This is a genomic window from Pseudomonas sp. BR20 (assembly GCF_050780135.1).
GTDB lineage: Bacteria > Pseudomonadota > Gammaproteobacteria > Pseudomonadales > Pseudomonadaceae > Aquipseudomonas.
This window is the reverse complement of sequence record NZ_CP172012.1, coordinates 4,740,534-4,755,779: the sequence shown is the minus strand read 5'-3', so window position 1 is coordinate 4,755,779 and position 15,246 is coordinate 4,740,534. Positions and strand designations below refer to the sequence as shown.

Sequence of the window (15,246 nt, the reverse complement as noted above, 5' to 3'; positions counted from 1 at the left end):
CCTCCCACATTGGATTGATTGTGTTCTGGAGACCGAGCCGCCCCAGAACCCAGCGCTTCAGCGCACCAGGCAAGGCTGCTTGTTGTTAAAACTCCAGCCCGGAATCAGGAACTGCATCGCCACGCTGTCATCCCGTGCGCCGAGGCCCATGCCTTTGTACAGTTCGTGGGCCTTGGCCACGGCGTCCATGTCGATGTCCACGCCCAGGCCCGGTTTGGCGGGTACCTTCACATAACCGCCTTCGATTTTCAGTGGTTCGCGGGTCAGGCGCTGGCCGTCCTGCCAGATCCAGTGGGTATCGATGGCGGTGATGTCGCCTGGGGCGGCGGCGGCCACTTGGGTGAACATCGCCAGGGAAATATCGAAGTGGTTGTTGGAGTGCGAGCCCCAGGTCAGGCCCCACTCATGGCACATCTGCGCCACGCGCACCGAGCCTTGCATCGTCCAGAAGTGCGGGTCGGCCAGGGGGATGTCCACCGATTGCAGTTGGATCGCGTGGCCCATTTCGCGCCAGTCGGTGGCGATCATATTGGTGGCGGTTTTCAGGCCCGTGGCGCGGCGGAATTCGGCCATGACTTCGCGCCCCGAGTAACCGTTTTCGGCGCCGCACGGGTCTTCGGCGTAGGCGAGCACGTGGTGCTGATCGCGGCACAGGCGGATGGCTTCTTTCAATGACCAGGCGCCGTTGGGGTCGAGGGTGATGCGCGCATCGGGGAAGCGTTCGGCCAGGGCGGTGACGGCTTCGATCTCTGCGTCGCCGCTCAATACGCCGCCCTTGAGCTTGAAGTCGTTGAAGCCGTATTTGGCTTTGGCGGCTTCGGCCAGGCGCACCACGGCCTCGCTGGTCAGGGCTGTTTCATGGCGCAGGCGAAACCACTCGTCCTCGTTGTCGGCTTCGTTGCGGTAGGCCAGGTCGGTGGCGCTGCGGTCGCCGACGTAGAACAGGTAGCCGAGCATTTTCACCGCATCACGCTGCTGGCCTTCGCCGAGCAGGGCGGCCACCGGCACTTCGAGGAACTGGCCCAGCAGGTCGAGCAGGGCGGCTTCCATGGCGGTGACGGCATGGATGGTGATGCGCAGGTCAAAGGTCTGCAGGCCGCGGCCAGCCGAATCCCGCGAGGCGAAGGTGCTGCGCATCTGGTTGAGGATGCGCTGGTACTGGCCGATGGGTTGGCCGATCACCAGGCTGCGGGCGTCTTCCAGGGTTTCGCGGATGCGTTCGCCACCGGGCACTTCACCGACGCCGGTGTTGCCGCTGCTGTCCTTGAGAATCACGATGTTGCGGGTAAAAAATGGCCCGTGGGCGCCGCTCAGGTTGAGCAGCATGCTGTCGTGGCCGGCGACGGGGATGACCTGGAAATGGGTGACGACGGGAGTATTCATGGCAAGTTCCTGGATAGGCTCAAAGAGGTTTGCTGACGGCGGCGCTCGTTGGCGTCACGCTTGGCGAAGTCAAAGCGGCGGAGGGGGCGGTCTTGGCAAAAAACACCAGGATCGCGGCGAGCACCGACGTGCCGGCCAAACCGTAGAGCCCACCCTGGATCGAACCGGTGGTCTGCTCCAGAAAGCCAAAGGTGGTCGGCGCGACGAAGCCACCCAGGTTGCCGATGGAGTTGATCAAGGCAATCACGGCAGCGGCGATACGCACGTCCAGGTAGCCCTGTGGGATCGGCCAGAACAGCGAGGACGCCGACTTGAACCCAATGGCCGCAAAACAGATTGCCACGAACGCGAAGATCGGCCCGCCGGTGGTGGACATGAACATGCCCGCCGCCGCAATCAACAGCGCCGCCGCGACCCAGGCCTGCTGGAACTTGAATTTGCCCGACAGCGTCGCGAAGGCATACATGGCGATGATCGAGATCAGCCACGGGATCGAGTTGAAGAAGCCGACCTGCACATCGCTCAGGTCGCCCATCTTCTTGATGATGCTCGGCAGCCAGAACGTCGCCGCGTAGATCGTCAGTTGAATGCAGAAGTACAGGGCGCAGAACAGCAGGATCTGGCGGTCCTTGAGCAGCTTGCCGATGGTTGGCTTGACGCTGGTCAGGGCTTCACGCTCGCGCTGTTCCTGGTCGATGGCGTTGACCAGAGCGTCCTGTTCTTCGCGGGTCATCCACTTGGCGTCGTGGGGCTTGGAATCGAGCCAGAACCACACGAAGAAACCGATCACCACCGAGGCCAGGCCTTCGATGGCGAACATCCATTGCCAGCCGTGAAAGCCAAACCCTTCGATCTGCAGCAGTGCGCCTGACAGCGGGCCGGAGATCAGCGAGGCCACCGCCGAGCCACTGAGGAAAATCGCGATGGCTTTGCCGCGCTCAACCCCCGGCAGCCAGCGGGTGAAGTAGTAGATCACCCCAGGGAAGAAGCCGGCTTCGGCCACGCCCAGTAGAAAGCGCAGGATGTAGAAGTGGGTTTCGTTCTGGATGAACGCCATCAGCGTGGCGACGATGCCCCAGGTGAACATGATGCGGGTCAGCCAGATGCGCGCGCCGACCTTTTGCAGCAGCATGTTCGAGGGCACTTCAAAGAGCGCGTAGCCAATGAAGAACAGCCCGGCGCCAAACCCATAGGCGGCAGCGCCGATGCCCAGGTCGTGTTCCATGTGCGTGCGCACAAAGCCGATATTGACCCGGTCGATGTAGTTGAGGATGAACATGATCACGAACAGTGGGAGCACATGGCCCTTCACTTTTCTCACGGCTTGCGCGAGGACCGAATCACTGTCTGGTGTGGCAGATGCATGGCTTGAATTGTTCACAATTCAAAACTCCCCCTGATTATTTTTATGCGGGTTTGCGTGTCTTGTTGATAGACATCATACAAGTTGGTTTCTGGGGTTCGCAATGCGGTGATGATGTTTTTGTGTTTATAAGAGCCGGTATTTAGTGCTTTTTTGGTTATTTTGCGGGTTGGGGTGGGGTTTTAAAGAAGGTTGAGAGGGCTTTTGAAAGGGTGGCGCTGGCGGCCATTAATGTTGGTTGTCATACAAGTAGAGCACTTTTTTCACTCGCACCCCAACCGTAGGCGCGAGCTTGCTCGCGAAAAACGTCAACGATAATGCGGGCATCCTGGATAAACGCGGCGCCCTCAGGTTCCTCGCGAGCAAGCTCGCTCCTACAGTGGGGTTACGCCGTGGGGCGGGATGTTAAGCTCCCTCCTGCCCAACCCCGTGGATTCGTAACTATGCCCATTGAAAACGGCCCCCCCGTCCGTAGACGCTCCAACAACCTGGCCCAAGGCGTGCTTGACGCCCTGACCCAGCGCATCCTGCTGGGGCAGTTGAAGCCGGGTGAAAAGCTGCCGTCCGAATCCACCATCGTGCTTGAGCATGGGGTGAGCCGTACCGTGGTGCGCGAGGCGCTGTCCAAGCTGCAAGCCTCGGGGCTGGTGGAGACGCGCCATGGCATCGGCACCTTCGTGCTGGCGCAACAGGCCCAGCAAGGTTTGCGCCTGCATGTGGACACCGTCGCCAGCGTGCGCAACATGCTTGAGCTGCGCCTGGGCCTGGAAGTGCAGGCAGTGGCACTGGCCGCCGTGCGCAGGACCAACGAGCAGCTTGCCCACATGCGCGCCGCGCTGGACGACTACCAGGCCTCGCTGGCCAACAACGACAGCTGCGTGGAAGAGGACAAGCGTTTCCACCAGTTGATCGCCGAAGCCACCGGCAATACCTTCTTCACCGAGATCATGCTGCACCTGGGCAATGCGATGATTCCGCGTACCCAAGTGAAAGGCGCCGAACGTGGCGGGGCGGACTTCGCCAAGCTCGGGCAATTGGCGAACCTGGAGCATGAGGCGATCTTCAACGCGATCAGGCGCCAGGACCCGGACGCGGCGCGGGCGGCGATGGTGTTGCATCTGACCAACAGCCGGGATCGATTTTCCGGCGAATAAAAAGGAGCACAGGTTGAACGAACACACCTTGTCCATGCGCCTGGAGCGCGTGGCGGCGCATGTGCCGATGGGCGCGCGGCTGGCCGATATCGGCTCGGACCACGCCTACCTGCCGGTGGCCTTGATGCGCCGTGGCGTGATCGAGGCGGCGGTGGCGGGCGAGGTGGCGAGCACGCCGTTCCAGGCGGCTGAGCGCACCGTGCGGGAGAACGGCCTGGAGCAGCACGTCACGGTGCGCCTGGCCGATGGTCTGGCGGCGATAAAGCCGGCAGACGCGATCACCGCGATCAGCGTCTGCGGCATGGGCGGCGAAACGATCCGCGACATCCTCGAAGGCGGCAAGGCCCACCTCAGCGGTCACGAACGCCTGATCCTGCAACCCAATGGCGGCGAACAACCGTTGCGTCACTGGTTGATGGAAAACGGTTACACCCTCCTCCATGAAGAGCTGCTGCGGGAAAACCGTTTCTACTACGAAATCATCGTCGCCGAACGCACCACGCCGGTGATCTACAGCGCCGAACAACTGTACTTCGGCCCCCTGCAGATGCAGGCGCGCAGCCCGGTGTTCCTGGCCAAGTGGCAGCGCATGCTGCGTCAGAAGCAGAAGACCCTGGCCAGTTTCGAGCGCGCGCGTCAGGCCGTGCCGGAGGATAAGGCGCAAGAGATTGCACAGCAGGCCCGGTGGATTACTGAGCTGTTGAATTGAGCTTGCTTGTAACTATTCCTACATGTGTGCAAGGATTGCCCATGACCAAATTTTCGAAAAGCAACCGCCATCACTCTCACGGACCTTTCCCAAGGTGTCGTGGTTGCTTGCGCTCACTGATTGACCAGACGCTCTGATCACTCAATGAACCCAAACCAAGGCGCCTGTGGCGCCTTTTTTATTGCCTGTGAAAATGGAGATTCAAGACATGACAATGCTGCGCGGAACCCGAATCGTGACAGGGAAAGAAGCCGCAACGATGCGTGAGATAGAGGGGCGATTCCGGAGCTATCTTCATCGAAGCGGGAGCTGAAGAAGCTATCGTGCCCGCTTTGTGGGGCCAGGACACGTTTATTGAAAAAGCCGGCGGCAGTGAAATCATCGGGCAGATGTGGGCTTTCGATGACAAGGCGGGTCGCCAATGTTGCCTGATCCCAGAGGCCACCGCGCTGTTCCAGGAGCGCAATGCAGCCTTGCTCGGCGGGCGGGATGAGGCCATGTTTTTCTACGCGGCACGGTGTTATCGGTATGAGCGGCCGCAAGCCGGTCGCTATCGTGAATTTACCCAGCTGGGGTTGGAGATTCTCAGTCCTGAGCCCGCGCTGGCGCTACAGCGCAGCCAAGCCCTTTGCTCCGGGTTTCTGGACACGCTGGGGCTCGACTATGAGTTGAGTCTGGCGGTAAAGCGTGGGCTGAGTTACTACCTTGAAGGCAATGGCTTCGAAGTACGCTGCCCCGCACTGGGTGCGCAGCAGCAAGTGGTAGGTGGCGGTGCTTACCGAGAGGGCGCCGGGTTCGGCATCGGGCTTGAGCGGCTGGTGCTGGCATTGATGTGATGTTCAAGGCGCCTCCGCAGGGAGGCGCCTCCTCTCCAGCCGCAGGATATGCTCCAATGGTCGTCTCATTCGCTCGCCCAGGAACCCGCAATGGCCGACGTCACCGACCAAACCTTCTACGACCGCGCAGACGCGCATATCGAGCTGTCGAACGAGCAGCTCAAGACCTTCGAGAACCTCGGCCAGGTGAGTGCCTCGATGATGTTCGGCACCACGCGGTTCAATGCCTGGGCGTGTGCGCGCAACTTCAAGTCCGGCGAGCAGATGGCCGAGGAGCGCGAGGCGATGCTCACGTATTTCTGTGATCAGTACCGGATGATGCTTGAGGACAACCTGGACGATCACATCAATAATTTCAGCCAGTACATGCAGGCCAAATAGGTCGCTGTCGGTATTTCTCCCCAGGGCGTGTCCTGCCCTTCAAGTTCTCCCCGTACGCGGCCGATAGGATGCTTGTGATTGAGGGTGTTTTGGAACGTACCTCGGTCAGTCGTCTCCGGCGGTGACAGCAGCCTTGTCGCTACTGAGTGCTTTTGCCCCATTTTCGCGCACGCGAGGTGGGGCGTTCGTGCAGCGAACGCCCTGTTTCGGGGCTGGGTGTGGGCGGCCCGTATCTTGCTAGAGCCTTACCAATCAATGACATGGCATTTTGCTTTCATTTATTTCAAGGCTTCGCCCAGCGGTGCGCCGGGTGGGTTGTTTTCGGGAGTGGTCGGACATGCACAGTTTTTTATCCCCTGGTATCCGCCTGCTCGGACGTTTCGGCTTCGCGCGCAAGTTCCAGGTTCTGTTTTTCCTGTTCATGCTCCCCTTGGCCGGAAGCCTGTGGATGATCGGCCAGGACTATCGCGACAAATTAAGCGTGATTTCCACCGAGCAGTCCGGTCTTCGTCAACTGTTGGCCCTGGATGCGCTGGACGGCCAATTGAGCGCCCAACGTAACCTGGCTGCGCGCTGGAAAGCGGCGGACATCCTGCATGCCCCAACGCCAGCGGCGAAAGCGGCGATGGATAAGGTCGACGCCAATTTCCCGCTGATCCTGCAAAGCCTGCAAGCCCTCGGTGATGCCCTGAAAACCCAGAGCGCCGGCGCTGACGTCCTGGCCCGCTTCGAGGCGTTGCAGGCCACGGTCAGGGGCATGGACTCGGCGTCCCTGCGCACCGTTGGCTGGTGGCCGGATGGCTACGACCGCTTCACCGCGGCGCTGACGGCGATGCAGGCCCTGCGCGAACAGATTACCCTCGACGCCGGCCTGATCCTCGATCCCTGGTTGGAAACCTACATGCTCATGCAGATGGGCACCCAGCAAACGCCCGACCTGATCGAGCGCATCGGGCGGATGGCCAGTGTCGGGCAGTCCTCGATTTCTTCGGGGCAGTTCACCTTGCAGAGCCGTTTGCAGATGCGCGACCTGCGCAGCCGCATCGGCGATGCGCGGGATCAACTGGTCAAGGCTGCGGCTTCGCTCAAGGCCAAGCAGTACGCCGGCATGGAGCCGTGGACAGCGCAATACGATACCAGCCTGCAGTTGTTGGATAACGAACTCAAAGTGCTCGACGACGGCGTGTTCGGCGGCAGCATCAAGCTGGATACCGCCGGTTTCGAACGCAGTATCGATGCCATGCTCGAGTCGCTCGGCGCGCTGCGCATTCGGTCGCTGACGTCGATGGATGCGCGCCTGGACTACTACCACGGGCACGCGAACACGCAATTCATACCGATGGCGGCGACGTTCAGCCTGTTGGCCCTGGCGGCGCTGTACCTGTTCATGTGCCTGCAAGCGTCCATCCGTCGCAGCGCCAGTGGCATCACCACGTTGGCCGAGTCCCTGCGCGACGGCAACCTGTGCGTGGAGGTGGCGGTAGAAGGGCGCGACGAACTGGCGGCGATCAGTACCGCGTTGAACGTCGCGGTGGTGCAATTGCGCACCAGCCTGCTCGGCGTCAATCACGAAACCCAGCAGCTTGGCTCGGCGGTGCTCACCCTTAATTCGCAATCGGGCAGCACCCTCAGCGAAGTCGAGGACCAGCAGCACCAGATCAGCCAGATCGCCGCCGCCGCCACGCAGTTGGCTGCCACGTCCATGGGCGTCGCGCGCAGCTGCGAACAGGCCTCGGGCAGTGCCCAGCACACCCGGCGCATCGCCGAAGACAGCAGCCGCGACAGCCAGCGCACCACCGCTAGCATCCAGCAGCTCAACCAGCGCCTGACCGATACCTCGGACGCCTTGCAGCAGGTCAGCCAGCAAGGCCAGCAGATTCAATCGGTGGTGGACACCATTCGCGGCATCGCCGAGCAGACCAACCTGCTGGCGCTCAACGCAGCTATCGAAGCCGCCCGCGCAGGCGAGCAGGGCCGTGGCTTTGCGGTGGTCGCCGATGAAGTGCGCAGCCTGTCGCAACGCACCCAGGCGTCGACGGCGCAGATCGCCGGCACCGTCGACAGCCTGCGCGCCACGGTGAGCCAGGCGGTGACGCTGATGGGCGCCGCGTGCGAGCAGGCGTTGACCGATGCCGAGTCCGTCACCGGCCTGGGCACGCGCCTGGGCGAGATTGCCGGCGCGGTGCAGAACGTCACCGACACCCTGGCGCAAATCGCCACGGCGGTGGAGGAGCAGGCGGCGACGGCGGATGAAGTGAGCGGCAATATCCAGCAAGTCGACCAGGCCGCCGGGCGCCTGCTCGACGGCGCGCGCGCAGTAAATCGTGCAGCGGACACCTTGAGCAAAGGCAGCCAGGCGTTGAGTGATAACACCGCACGGTTTCGCCTGAGCTGAGGTCTGTAAACCCTCAAGATCCAACTCTGTGGGGGGCTTGCCCCCTCCCACATGTTCAGGTCAGTTGGCCGAGGTATGCAGCACCTCAATCCACAGCGCACCCTTGCCCGACGCCGCTTCCCCCACACGCTTCAACGCACCGGTCGCACTGACCGCATAGGTGCCGACCTTGTCGCTTTTCTCACCGGTCACCAGCAGCCAATGCCCGTTGGGGGAGAATGCGATGTTGCGCGGTTGCTTCTCTTCGACCGGGTAGTTGTCGACAAAGCGCAGGCCGCCGGTGGCGGTATCCACCGCAAACGCCGACACCGAACTGCTGGTGCGCTCGCTCATCAGCAGCAGCTTGCCGTCCGGCGACAGGCGCAGGTCGGCCGCCCAGATGCGTGGCGTCGGGTCGTCCTTCAGGTCATTGTTGCGTGCGTCTCGCACTTCGCCGTGGGCCAACTTCAACCGCTCGGGAATGCCGTTGGCCACGCCGATCTGCGTCAGCGCGCCGGAGCTGTCATCAATGGAAAACGCGGTAACGGTGCCGCTCATTTCACCGACCACATACAGGTACTTGCCGTTGGCCGAAAACGCCAGGTGCCGAGGCCCGGTATTGGCCGGCACGCTCACGTAGCCGCTGCCGATCGGGGTGAGTGCGCCGGTGGCGGCGTCGAAGCGGTACTGCAGCACATGGTCCGTGCCCAGGTTGCCGGCGTAGGCAAAGCGATTGCTTGGGTCGGTGCGCAGCGAGTGGGCATGCAGGCCGGTCTTGTAGGTGCGGATGGGTTCTGGCTTGTCGATGGGCTGGACGCTGAGGGTGTCGGCACCGTAGGACGCCGCGAGCAAATAGCGCCCGGCGCGGTCGGTGGCCAGGTACGCCATGCTTTCGGCCAGCGGCGCCTTGGACTGCGGCGTCAGGCGGCCGGTTGTCGGGTCGATGCTGAAGCCCTGGACCTGAAACGGCTTGACCCGCAGGGCCGCGAACAAGGTCTTGCCGTCGGGACTGAGGGCCATGGGGTTGACTTGGTCGCCGGCCGTCACTTGCTCGACCAGGCTCAGGGCACCGTTACTTTCGTCGAGGCGGTACTGGGAAATCAGCCCATCACCGGGGCTGGAGATATACGCAAACGTGGCGGCGTGGGCGTGGGCACTGAGGCCGCAGACAACGGCGGCGGCCAGGAGCAGGGGTTTGTTCACGGGTGATCCTTATTGTTATGGTTGTGATCAGTCATCGTATGACTGTATGCGAGTCTCGGCAATGGTTGTTTTGTCGGCGTGCTGGGCGCTGTATCTCTGCCCGCGCCAAGGGCATGATGCGCGGCATGAATAACGATCCCATGGCACTTTACTGGCGCTTCAAGGCCCCCGATCCCGGCATCGGCCCGCGCGAACAGGCACCCATGCTCGCCCAGGAGCAGGCCTGGGCACGGGAGCATGCAGCCGGGCATCACTTCAGTTGGATCGAAGTGCTGCTGCCGCCGCTGTGCTTTGGTGTGTTTCTGCCCAGCCTGGTGTTTATGCTGGGCGTGTGGCTGTACCGGGCCGCGTTCGCGCCTGGGCTGGACGTGGATCGAGTCATCGGCGACACGTTTGCCTGGCAGGTATTGGCGGCGGTGGTCTTTACGGCGGCCTGGGTGTTGCGCAACTACCTGCGCGATACCCGCGATCCCATCAAGCGCTACTGGCAGGCCATGCCGGATAAGGGGGTGGTCGAGCTGGAGCGCCACACGCTGGTGTCGGGCACCAGCCTGTGGGCCTCGGACTACGATCCCGACTGCAACGCCCTGATGCAATGGAAAAACGGCCAGCTCGAACGCACCCAGAGCAGCGGGGTGTCGCAGTGGATCGTCGCCATGACCACCGCAGGCCACTGGCTGGTATTCAAGGACGAATACCCCGGCGACTTCACTTACAGCCGGGTCGGCCGCATGCCGACACCGGACAAACAGTTGCAAGCCTGCCAGGACCTGGCCTTTACCTTCGCCCCCGGCACCCACCTGATGCTGGGCCGACGTTTCGACGGCGAACCGCTGCGCTTGCTGGACACAGGGTATTGGCTGGCGGCCGATCAGCTCAAGCGCCTTACCGCAATCGCCCATCACTGGGCGTTTTTCCCGCCGGATCGCTATGGCGTGGTCAATCCCCGGAACGCGCCGTGGGTGCAGCAACTGTTGGACAAGGCGCAAGCCGATAGCGGGTTGTCAGGGGGACCGGGTTTTCTGTAATGGGATGACATTTTTTGACGGGGCGCACGCGTAGTGGTGAGCGGGCTTTTTGTGGTGAGCGGGGCAAGCCCGCTCACCACAAAAGCCAGATCACTCCAGGCTGGATACATTCAGTCACCCGATGACACTGGCTCGCCAGCTAACGCGCGCTAGTGTTAATGCTCTTCAGGACGGCCCTCAGGAGCAACGGAACGCGCCCCACACCCCAATCCATCGCCTGCGTCACGGTCGTTACTCTGAACACGGACGCAGTTACCTCATTACCATTGTCGTGCATCACCGTCAGCGCCTATTCACCGACCTTTATCTGGGCCGTCTGTTGGTTGCCGAATTCCGGCAGGTTCATGAGCTGAGATGGGTCGATTCTCTGGCCTGGGTCATCATGCCTGACCACATTCACTGGTTGTTTGAGCTGAAGCAGAAGACGTTGCCCGACGTGGTGCGGCGTATGAAGTCGCGTAGCACGCTGACCATCAACCGGCGTCGTCAAAGCAAGGAGCGTGTCTGGCAACCCGGTTATCACGATAGGGCTGTCCGTGCGGAGGATGATATTCGCAAGATGGCTCGCTACATCATTGCTAACCCCTTGCGGGCCGGGTTGGTGGAACAGGTAGGGGATTATTCGTGATGGGATGCTGCATGGCTCTGATTGGGTGATTGATGGCTTAGTGGTTGAAGCCCACTCACCACAAAAAGGCGCCCGCTTGCCGCATAGGAACCTTCAGGTCTTAAGGGGCTCACTTGTTAAGTCGCCCTGTTCCCTTGCCGAAAGGAATCCCCATGCATGCCATCTCATCAACCGTGCCCCTTCACACCCCCGTCGAACGCGAACTGAGCCTGCGCGCGGTCATCACCGGCACCGTGCTTGGTATCCTGCTGACCCCTTCGAATGTGTACGCCGGGTTGAAGATCGGTTGGTCGTTCAACATGTCGATCATTGCCCTGCTGGTGGGGTATGCGATCTGGCAGGGCCTGGCGAGGCGGTCGTCCGAGCAACTGCCGTGGACGTTGCACGAGAGCAATATCAACCAGACCGTCGCCTCGGCCGCCGCGTCGATTATTTCCGGTGGGTTGGTGGCGCCGATCCCGGCCTATACCCTGCTGACCGGCAACCAACTGGACGCATGGCCGATGATCGCCTGGGTGTTCTCGGTGAGTTTCCTGGGCATCTGGATCGCCTGGTACCTGCGACCTTCGTTGCTCAATGACAAGGCGCTGAAATTTCCCGAAGGCATGGCCACCCTGGAAACCCTGCTGCATATCTACAACCATGGGCGCGAAGCCGCGACACGCTTGAAGGTGCTGCTCAGTGCGGCGTTGCTGTCCGGGCTGGTGAAGTGGGTGGACACCTTTGTGTGGGCCTTCCCGCGTTGGTCGCCGAGTGCCCAACTGGAACGCCTGACCTTCACCGCCGACCCCTCGCTGTTGCTGCTGGGCTTTGGCGGCATTATCGGCATTCGTGTCGGCCTGACCCTGTTGCTCGGCGCCTTGCTTGCCTGGGGCGGTCTCGGCCCGTGGCTGCTGGCCCAAGGCCTGGTCACTTTGCCGCCCGGCAGCAGCGGCCCGCAATTCGCCGCGTTGGTGGAATGGTTGCTGTGGCCGGGGGTGAGCCTGATGGTGTGCTCAACCTTGGCGTCGTTAACCATTCGGTTGTGGGCGTTGTACACCTCTACAAAGTCCGCCGGCGGGCAAGCCTGGAGCGTCCCCAAGCCTGGGCCGGCCGCCGGTTTCGCCCTGTCGATCGTATTGGTGGTGAGCCTGCAGGCACTGTTGTTCGGCATCAACCTGTGGATGGCCTTGTTGACCATTCCCCTGGCGATCTGCCTGGCCGCCGTCGCCGCCCGCGTGGTGGGCGCCACCGGTATCCCGCCGATTGGCGCCATCGGCCAGTTGTCCCAGCTGAGCTTCGGCATCGTCGCGCCGGGGCAAGTGCCGATCAACTTGATGAGCGCCAACACTGCTGGCGGCTCGGCCGGGCAGTGCACCGACTTGATGAACGACTTCAAGGTCGGCAAGGCGATTGGCGCCACGCCGCATAAGCAAGTGATTGCGCAGATCCTGGGGATTTTCATTGGCAGCATCGTCGGGGTGTTCGCGTACCTGGCGCTGATTCCTGATCCGCAATCGATGCTGCTCACAGAAGAATGGCCGGCGCCGGCGGTCGCGACCTGGAAAGCCGTGGCACAAACCCTTACCCATGGGCTGGATTCATTGTCGGCGAGCATTCGCTGGGCGATTGCTATCGCAGGTTTAGCCGGGGTGCTGCTGGGGGTACTCGACAGCCTGTTGCCTGCCCATCGCGCCCGCTACTTGCCCAGTGCCGCCGCCTTGGGGTTGGCGTTTGTGCTGCCAGCTTCGGTGTCGCTGATGATGGCGCTGGGTGCGGTGCTCACCTGGCTGGTGAGCTGCCGCTGGCCGAGCATCACCGAGCGGTTTGCGATTACCGCTGCGGCGGGGTTGATTGCCGGGGAGAGCATCACCGGCGTGGGGGCGTCGCTGTGGCAGATGATGGGGAACGGGTAAGCTGTCCCCCAAGGCTGGCATCTCCCCCACAACAGCCCGGTTCTTGGTGGTTTAAGCGTTCGCCGCAAGACTCACTTGGCAAACGCATACTCTCCACCCTGTTCCAGCGCCTGGCGATAAGCCGGGCGTGCCTGGAAACGCTGCACCCACGCGGCCAGGTGCGGGTACGCCGGCAGCTTGCCCTGGGCCTTGGCGATTTCGCCGATAAAGCTCATCTGGATGTCCGCGCCGCTCAATTCATCGCCCAGCAGATACGGCGTGTGTGCCAGCGCTTCGTTGAGATAACCGAGGTAATTGGCCACTTCCGACTCGATACGCGGATGCAACGGCGCACCGGCATCACCCAGGCGTCCCACATAGAGATTGAGCATCAGCGGCAGCATGGCCGAGCCTTCGGCGAAGTGCAGCCATTGTACGTACTGGTCGTAGGCGGCCGTGGCCGGGTCCGGTTGCAGGCCACCGTCGCCATGGCGGCGGATCAGGTAGTCGACGATGGCGCCGGACTCGATCACCACGTTGGCGCCGTCTTCGATCACCGGGGACTTGCCCAGCGCATTGATCGCCTTGAGCTCCGGTGGCGCGAGGTTGGTCTTCGGGTCGCGCTGGTAGCGCTTGATCTCGTACGGCAGGCCAAGCTCTTCCAGCAGCCACAGAATGCGCTGCGAACGTGAGTTGTTGAGGTGATGGACAATGATCATGAGAACTCCGCGGGGCATGGGGTGTGTAGGAACAGACTGCTGCGACAACGTAGAGTGCCCTGAATCAGCGGGATGTTTGCTTGGCAAACGCCCCTTCGATCAACGCACCACCTCGAACGCCGTGTATTCATACGCCGAGCGCATTTTGCTCGACGTCGTCTCCAACGTCAGGGCAATGCCGAGGTCTTCGATAAACGCACGCGAGGTCTTGTAATCGCCTTGCTCGCACTCAAGCTTGATGGCGTCGCCGGTCAACGAGGCAAACACCTGTCGGGCCGGGAAGCGCTGGCCGACCTTGCAGCTCACGGAGGTCTCGAGCGGGGTATCGGTGGGTTTGCCGGGCACGTTCGCCATATGCAGGTTAGCGCTCAGCGTCTGGCCTGGCGTCCAACTGCTCGGAATATTCAGTTCGGCTTCGCGGGTCAGCAGCACCTGACCGTTGCCCACGCCATTCATCTTCGACTTCAACTGAATCAGGTCCGCCTGCACCAGGCGCTCGACATGGAAGGTGTCGCTGTAGATCTCGTTCTTATTCAGCAAGCCACCCACCGCCGTGAAGGTCACCGAGGTGGGCGTGTCGTTGCTGCCATCGCTTTTTTTCGACAGGTACGTGTAGCTCAACGTCTTGAACTTCGGCTGCAGCAGGGCCGAGTCGAGGTGCTGGAGCACGCTGGCGGGTACGGCGACGTCGTTGATGCTCGGTTCTACGACGGTGCGTGGGTAGTCAGCCGGTTCGATGTCCGGACGTAACCAGGCCAGCAGCGCCGCATCGACACCGCCCTGCAACGAACAACTGATGCGCGATTGCGTGCCGTCGGTGCCTTCCGGCTCTACCAGCAGCACGCGCTCGACTTCGCGGGTGCCCGGCGCGACGCCGGGCCGTGGCTTGATGGCCTGCCAACGGTCGCCGACCTTGAGCTCGCTGCGAATGTAGGCGCCATCGCCTTTTTGCAGGCGAGCAGGTTGGTCGAGCAGCGGGGCAAGGCGTTGGGCAACCTCGTCGATATTGCCTTGCACAACAAAGCCCCAGTAATAGTAATGCCCCAGGTTGCCGAGGTCGCTGGCCTCGTCGGCGTACGACAACAGCTTCAAACCGGCGATGGGCGGCGTGCTGATCGGCACCGCGTTGGCCTTGCGGTCCGCGCGGTTGACTACCGCGATCCACGCGAAGTCTTTGTCCTGCTTGAGCGGTGCGTAGGCCTGCCAGGCGTCGCGGTGGCTGTTCAGGCTGCTGAAGAACGTCGCGTCGCAGCGGGTGAAGGCCTTGAGCGTGTCGGTCAGCGCAGCGTCGTCGGCGTGGGTGATGGACGGCAGCAGCGCAGAGGCGAGGAGGAGGGCGGCGGTGGGCAACTTCATCGAGCGGGATGTCCGTATCGGGGGCGGGAACTGGGCATTATCCAGAAATTACCCGCCAAAGGCTCGGCTCAATGACCGAGAGTATCTACACATCCTTGACGGCTGCCAGCGATCTCTGTGGCGAGCGGGCTTGTCCCGCGTTGGGCTGCGAAGCGGCCCCAAACCAGACGCTGAGTTTTAACAGGAGAATGCCAGCGCCTTTATGGGGGCTGCTTCGCGGCCCAGCGCGGGGCCAGCC

The 15,246-nt window shown here is 62.2% G+C and carries 13 protein-coding genes; 8 read left to right on the top strand and 5 right to left on the bottom strand.

Annotation, left to right across the window (positions count from 1 at the left end; translation table 11 throughout):
- Positions 1-57 precede the first annotated feature (57 nt).
- Together gudD and ACHPFG_RS21800 are read right to left on the bottom strand one after the other, a co-directional pair.
- Positions 58-1,383: a glucarate dehydratase gene (gudD, locus tag ACHPFG_RS21805; protein ID WP_431700385.1), complete on the bottom strand. Its 1,326-nt coding sequence runs from the start codon at positions 1,381-1,383 to the stop codon at positions 58-60.
- 19 nt (positions 1,384-1,402) lie between these two features.
- Positions 1,403-2,764: an MFS transporter gene (locus tag ACHPFG_RS21800; protein ID WP_431700384.1), complete on the bottom strand. Its 1,362-nt coding sequence runs from the start codon at positions 2,762-2,764 to the stop codon at positions 1,403-1,405.
- A gap of 425 nt (positions 2,765-3,189) precedes the next feature.
- Here ACHPFG_RS21800 and ACHPFG_RS21795 point away from each other — a divergent pair, with 425 nt between their 5' ends.
- The 5 genes from ACHPFG_RS21795 to ACHPFG_RS21775 all read left to right on the top strand — a co-directional run bounded on the left by ACHPFG_RS21795 (position 3,190) and on the right by ACHPFG_RS21775 (position 8,221).
- On the top strand, positions 3,190-3,900 hold the full coding sequence (locus ACHPFG_RS21795) for a FadR/GntR family transcriptional regulator (protein WP_431700383.1): 711 nt from the start codon (positions 3,190-3,192) through the stop codon (positions 3,898-3,900).
- Between the two features lie 13 nt (positions 3,901-3,913).
- Positions 3,914-4,609, top strand: a complete 696-nt coding sequence (locus tag ACHPFG_RS21790) for a tRNA (adenine(22)-N(1))-methyltransferase (RefSeq protein WP_431700382.1) — start codon at positions 3,914-3,916, stop codon at positions 4,607-4,609.
- 290 nt (positions 4,610-4,899) lie between these two features.
- Positions 4,900-5,445, top strand: coding sequence for an ATP phosphoribosyltransferase regulatory subunit (locus tag ACHPFG_RS21785; protein WP_431703507.1), 546 nt, complete (start codon positions 4,900-4,902; stop codon positions 5,443-5,445).
- Positions 5,446-5,535: 90 nt separating this feature from the next.
- On the top strand, positions 5,536-5,826 hold the full coding sequence (locus ACHPFG_RS21780; RefSeq protein WP_431700381.1) for a DUF3144 domain-containing protein: 291 nt from the start codon (positions 5,536-5,538) through the stop codon (positions 5,824-5,826).
- Positions 5,827-6,163: 337 nt separating this feature from the next.
- Positions 6,164-8,221 carry a methyl-accepting chemotaxis protein gene (locus tag ACHPFG_RS21775; protein ID WP_431700380.1) on the top strand — a complete coding sequence of 686 codons (2,058 nt, stop codon included), beginning with the start codon at positions 6,164-6,166 and terminating at the stop codon, positions 8,219-8,221.
- 60 nt (positions 8,222-8,281) lie between these two features.
- On the opposite strand, the gene ACHPFG_RS21770 is transcribed toward ACHPFG_RS21775, so the two are convergent.
- Positions 8,282-9,403 (bottom strand): lactonase family protein, encoded by a 1,122-nt coding sequence (locus ACHPFG_RS21770; RefSeq protein ID WP_431700379.1) that lies wholly within the window; start codon positions 9,401-9,403, stop codon positions 8,282-8,284.
- Positions 9,404-9,528: 125 nt separating this feature from the next.
- On the opposite strand from ACHPFG_RS21770, the gene ACHPFG_RS21765 reads away from it, so the two are divergent.
- From ACHPFG_RS21765 to ACHPFG_RS21755, 3 genes are all read left to right on the top strand, one after another.
- Complete coding sequence (locus ACHPFG_RS21765; RefSeq protein ID WP_431700378.1) at positions 9,529-10,431, top strand: hypothetical protein; 903 nt, start codon at positions 9,529-9,531, stop codon at positions 10,429-10,431.
- A 121-nt stretch (positions 10,432-10,552) separates the two neighbouring features.
- Positions 10,553-11,059, top strand: coding sequence for an REP-associated tyrosine transposase (locus tag ACHPFG_RS21760; RefSeq protein WP_431700377.1), 507 nt, complete (start codon positions 10,553-10,555; stop codon positions 11,057-11,059).
- Positions 11,060-11,211: 152 nt separating this feature from the next.
- A complete protein-coding gene (locus tag ACHPFG_RS21755; RefSeq protein ID WP_431700376.1) occupies positions 11,212-12,954 on the top strand; it encodes an OPT family oligopeptide transporter in 1,743 nt (580 codons plus the stop codon).
- A gap of 71 nt (positions 12,955-13,025) precedes the next feature.
- On the opposite strand, the gene ACHPFG_RS21750 is transcribed toward ACHPFG_RS21755, so the two are convergent.
- Together ACHPFG_RS21750 and ACHPFG_RS21745 are read right to left on the bottom strand one after the other, a co-directional pair.
- Positions 13,026-13,652, bottom strand: a complete 627-nt coding sequence (locus ACHPFG_RS21750; protein ID WP_431700375.1) for a glutathione S-transferase family protein — start codon at positions 13,650-13,652, stop codon at positions 13,026-13,028.
- Between the two features lie 99 nt (positions 13,653-13,751).
- Positions 13,752-15,008, bottom strand: coding sequence for a hypothetical protein (locus ACHPFG_RS21745; protein WP_431700374.1), 1,257 nt, complete (start codon positions 15,006-15,008; stop codon positions 13,752-13,754).
- Positions 15,009-15,246 lie beyond the last annotated feature (238 nt).

Excerpts from the sequence above, each read along its gene's own strand:
- gudD (WP_431700385.1), bottom strand. The coding sequence starts at position 1,383 with ATGAATACTCCCGTCGTCACCCATTTCCAGGTCATCCCCGTCGCCGGC.
- ACHPFG_RS21795 (WP_431700383.1), top strand. The coding sequence starts at position 3,190 with ATGCCCATTGAAAACGGCCCCCCCGTCCGTAGACGCTCCAACAACCTG.
- ACHPFG_RS21780 (WP_431700381.1), top strand. The coding sequence starts at position 5,536 with ATGGCCGACGTCACCGACCAAACCTTCTACGACCGCGCAGACGCGCAT.
- ACHPFG_RS21775 (WP_431700380.1), top strand. The coding sequence starts at position 6,164 with ATGCACAGTTTTTTATCCCCTGGTATCCGCCTGCTCGGACGTTTCGGC.
- ACHPFG_RS21765 (WP_431700378.1), top strand. The coding sequence starts at position 9,529 with ATGAATAACGATCCCATGGCACTTTACTGGCGCTTCAAGGCCCCCGAT.
- ACHPFG_RS21760 (WP_431700377.1), top strand. The coding sequence starts at position 10,553 with ATGACACTGGCTCGCCAGCTAACGCGCGCTAGTGTTAATGCTCTTCAG.
- ACHPFG_RS21755 (WP_431700376.1), top strand. The coding sequence starts at position 11,212 with ATGCATGCCATCTCATCAACCGTGCCCCTTCACACCCCCGTCGAACGC.
- ACHPFG_RS21750 (WP_431700375.1), bottom strand. The coding sequence starts at position 13,652 with ATGATCATTGTCCATCACCTCAACAACTCACGTTCGCAGCGCATTCTG.
- ACHPFG_RS21745 (WP_431700374.1), bottom strand. The coding sequence starts at position 15,008 with ATGAAGTTGCCCACCGCCGCCCTCCTCCTCGCCTCTGCGCTGCTGCCG.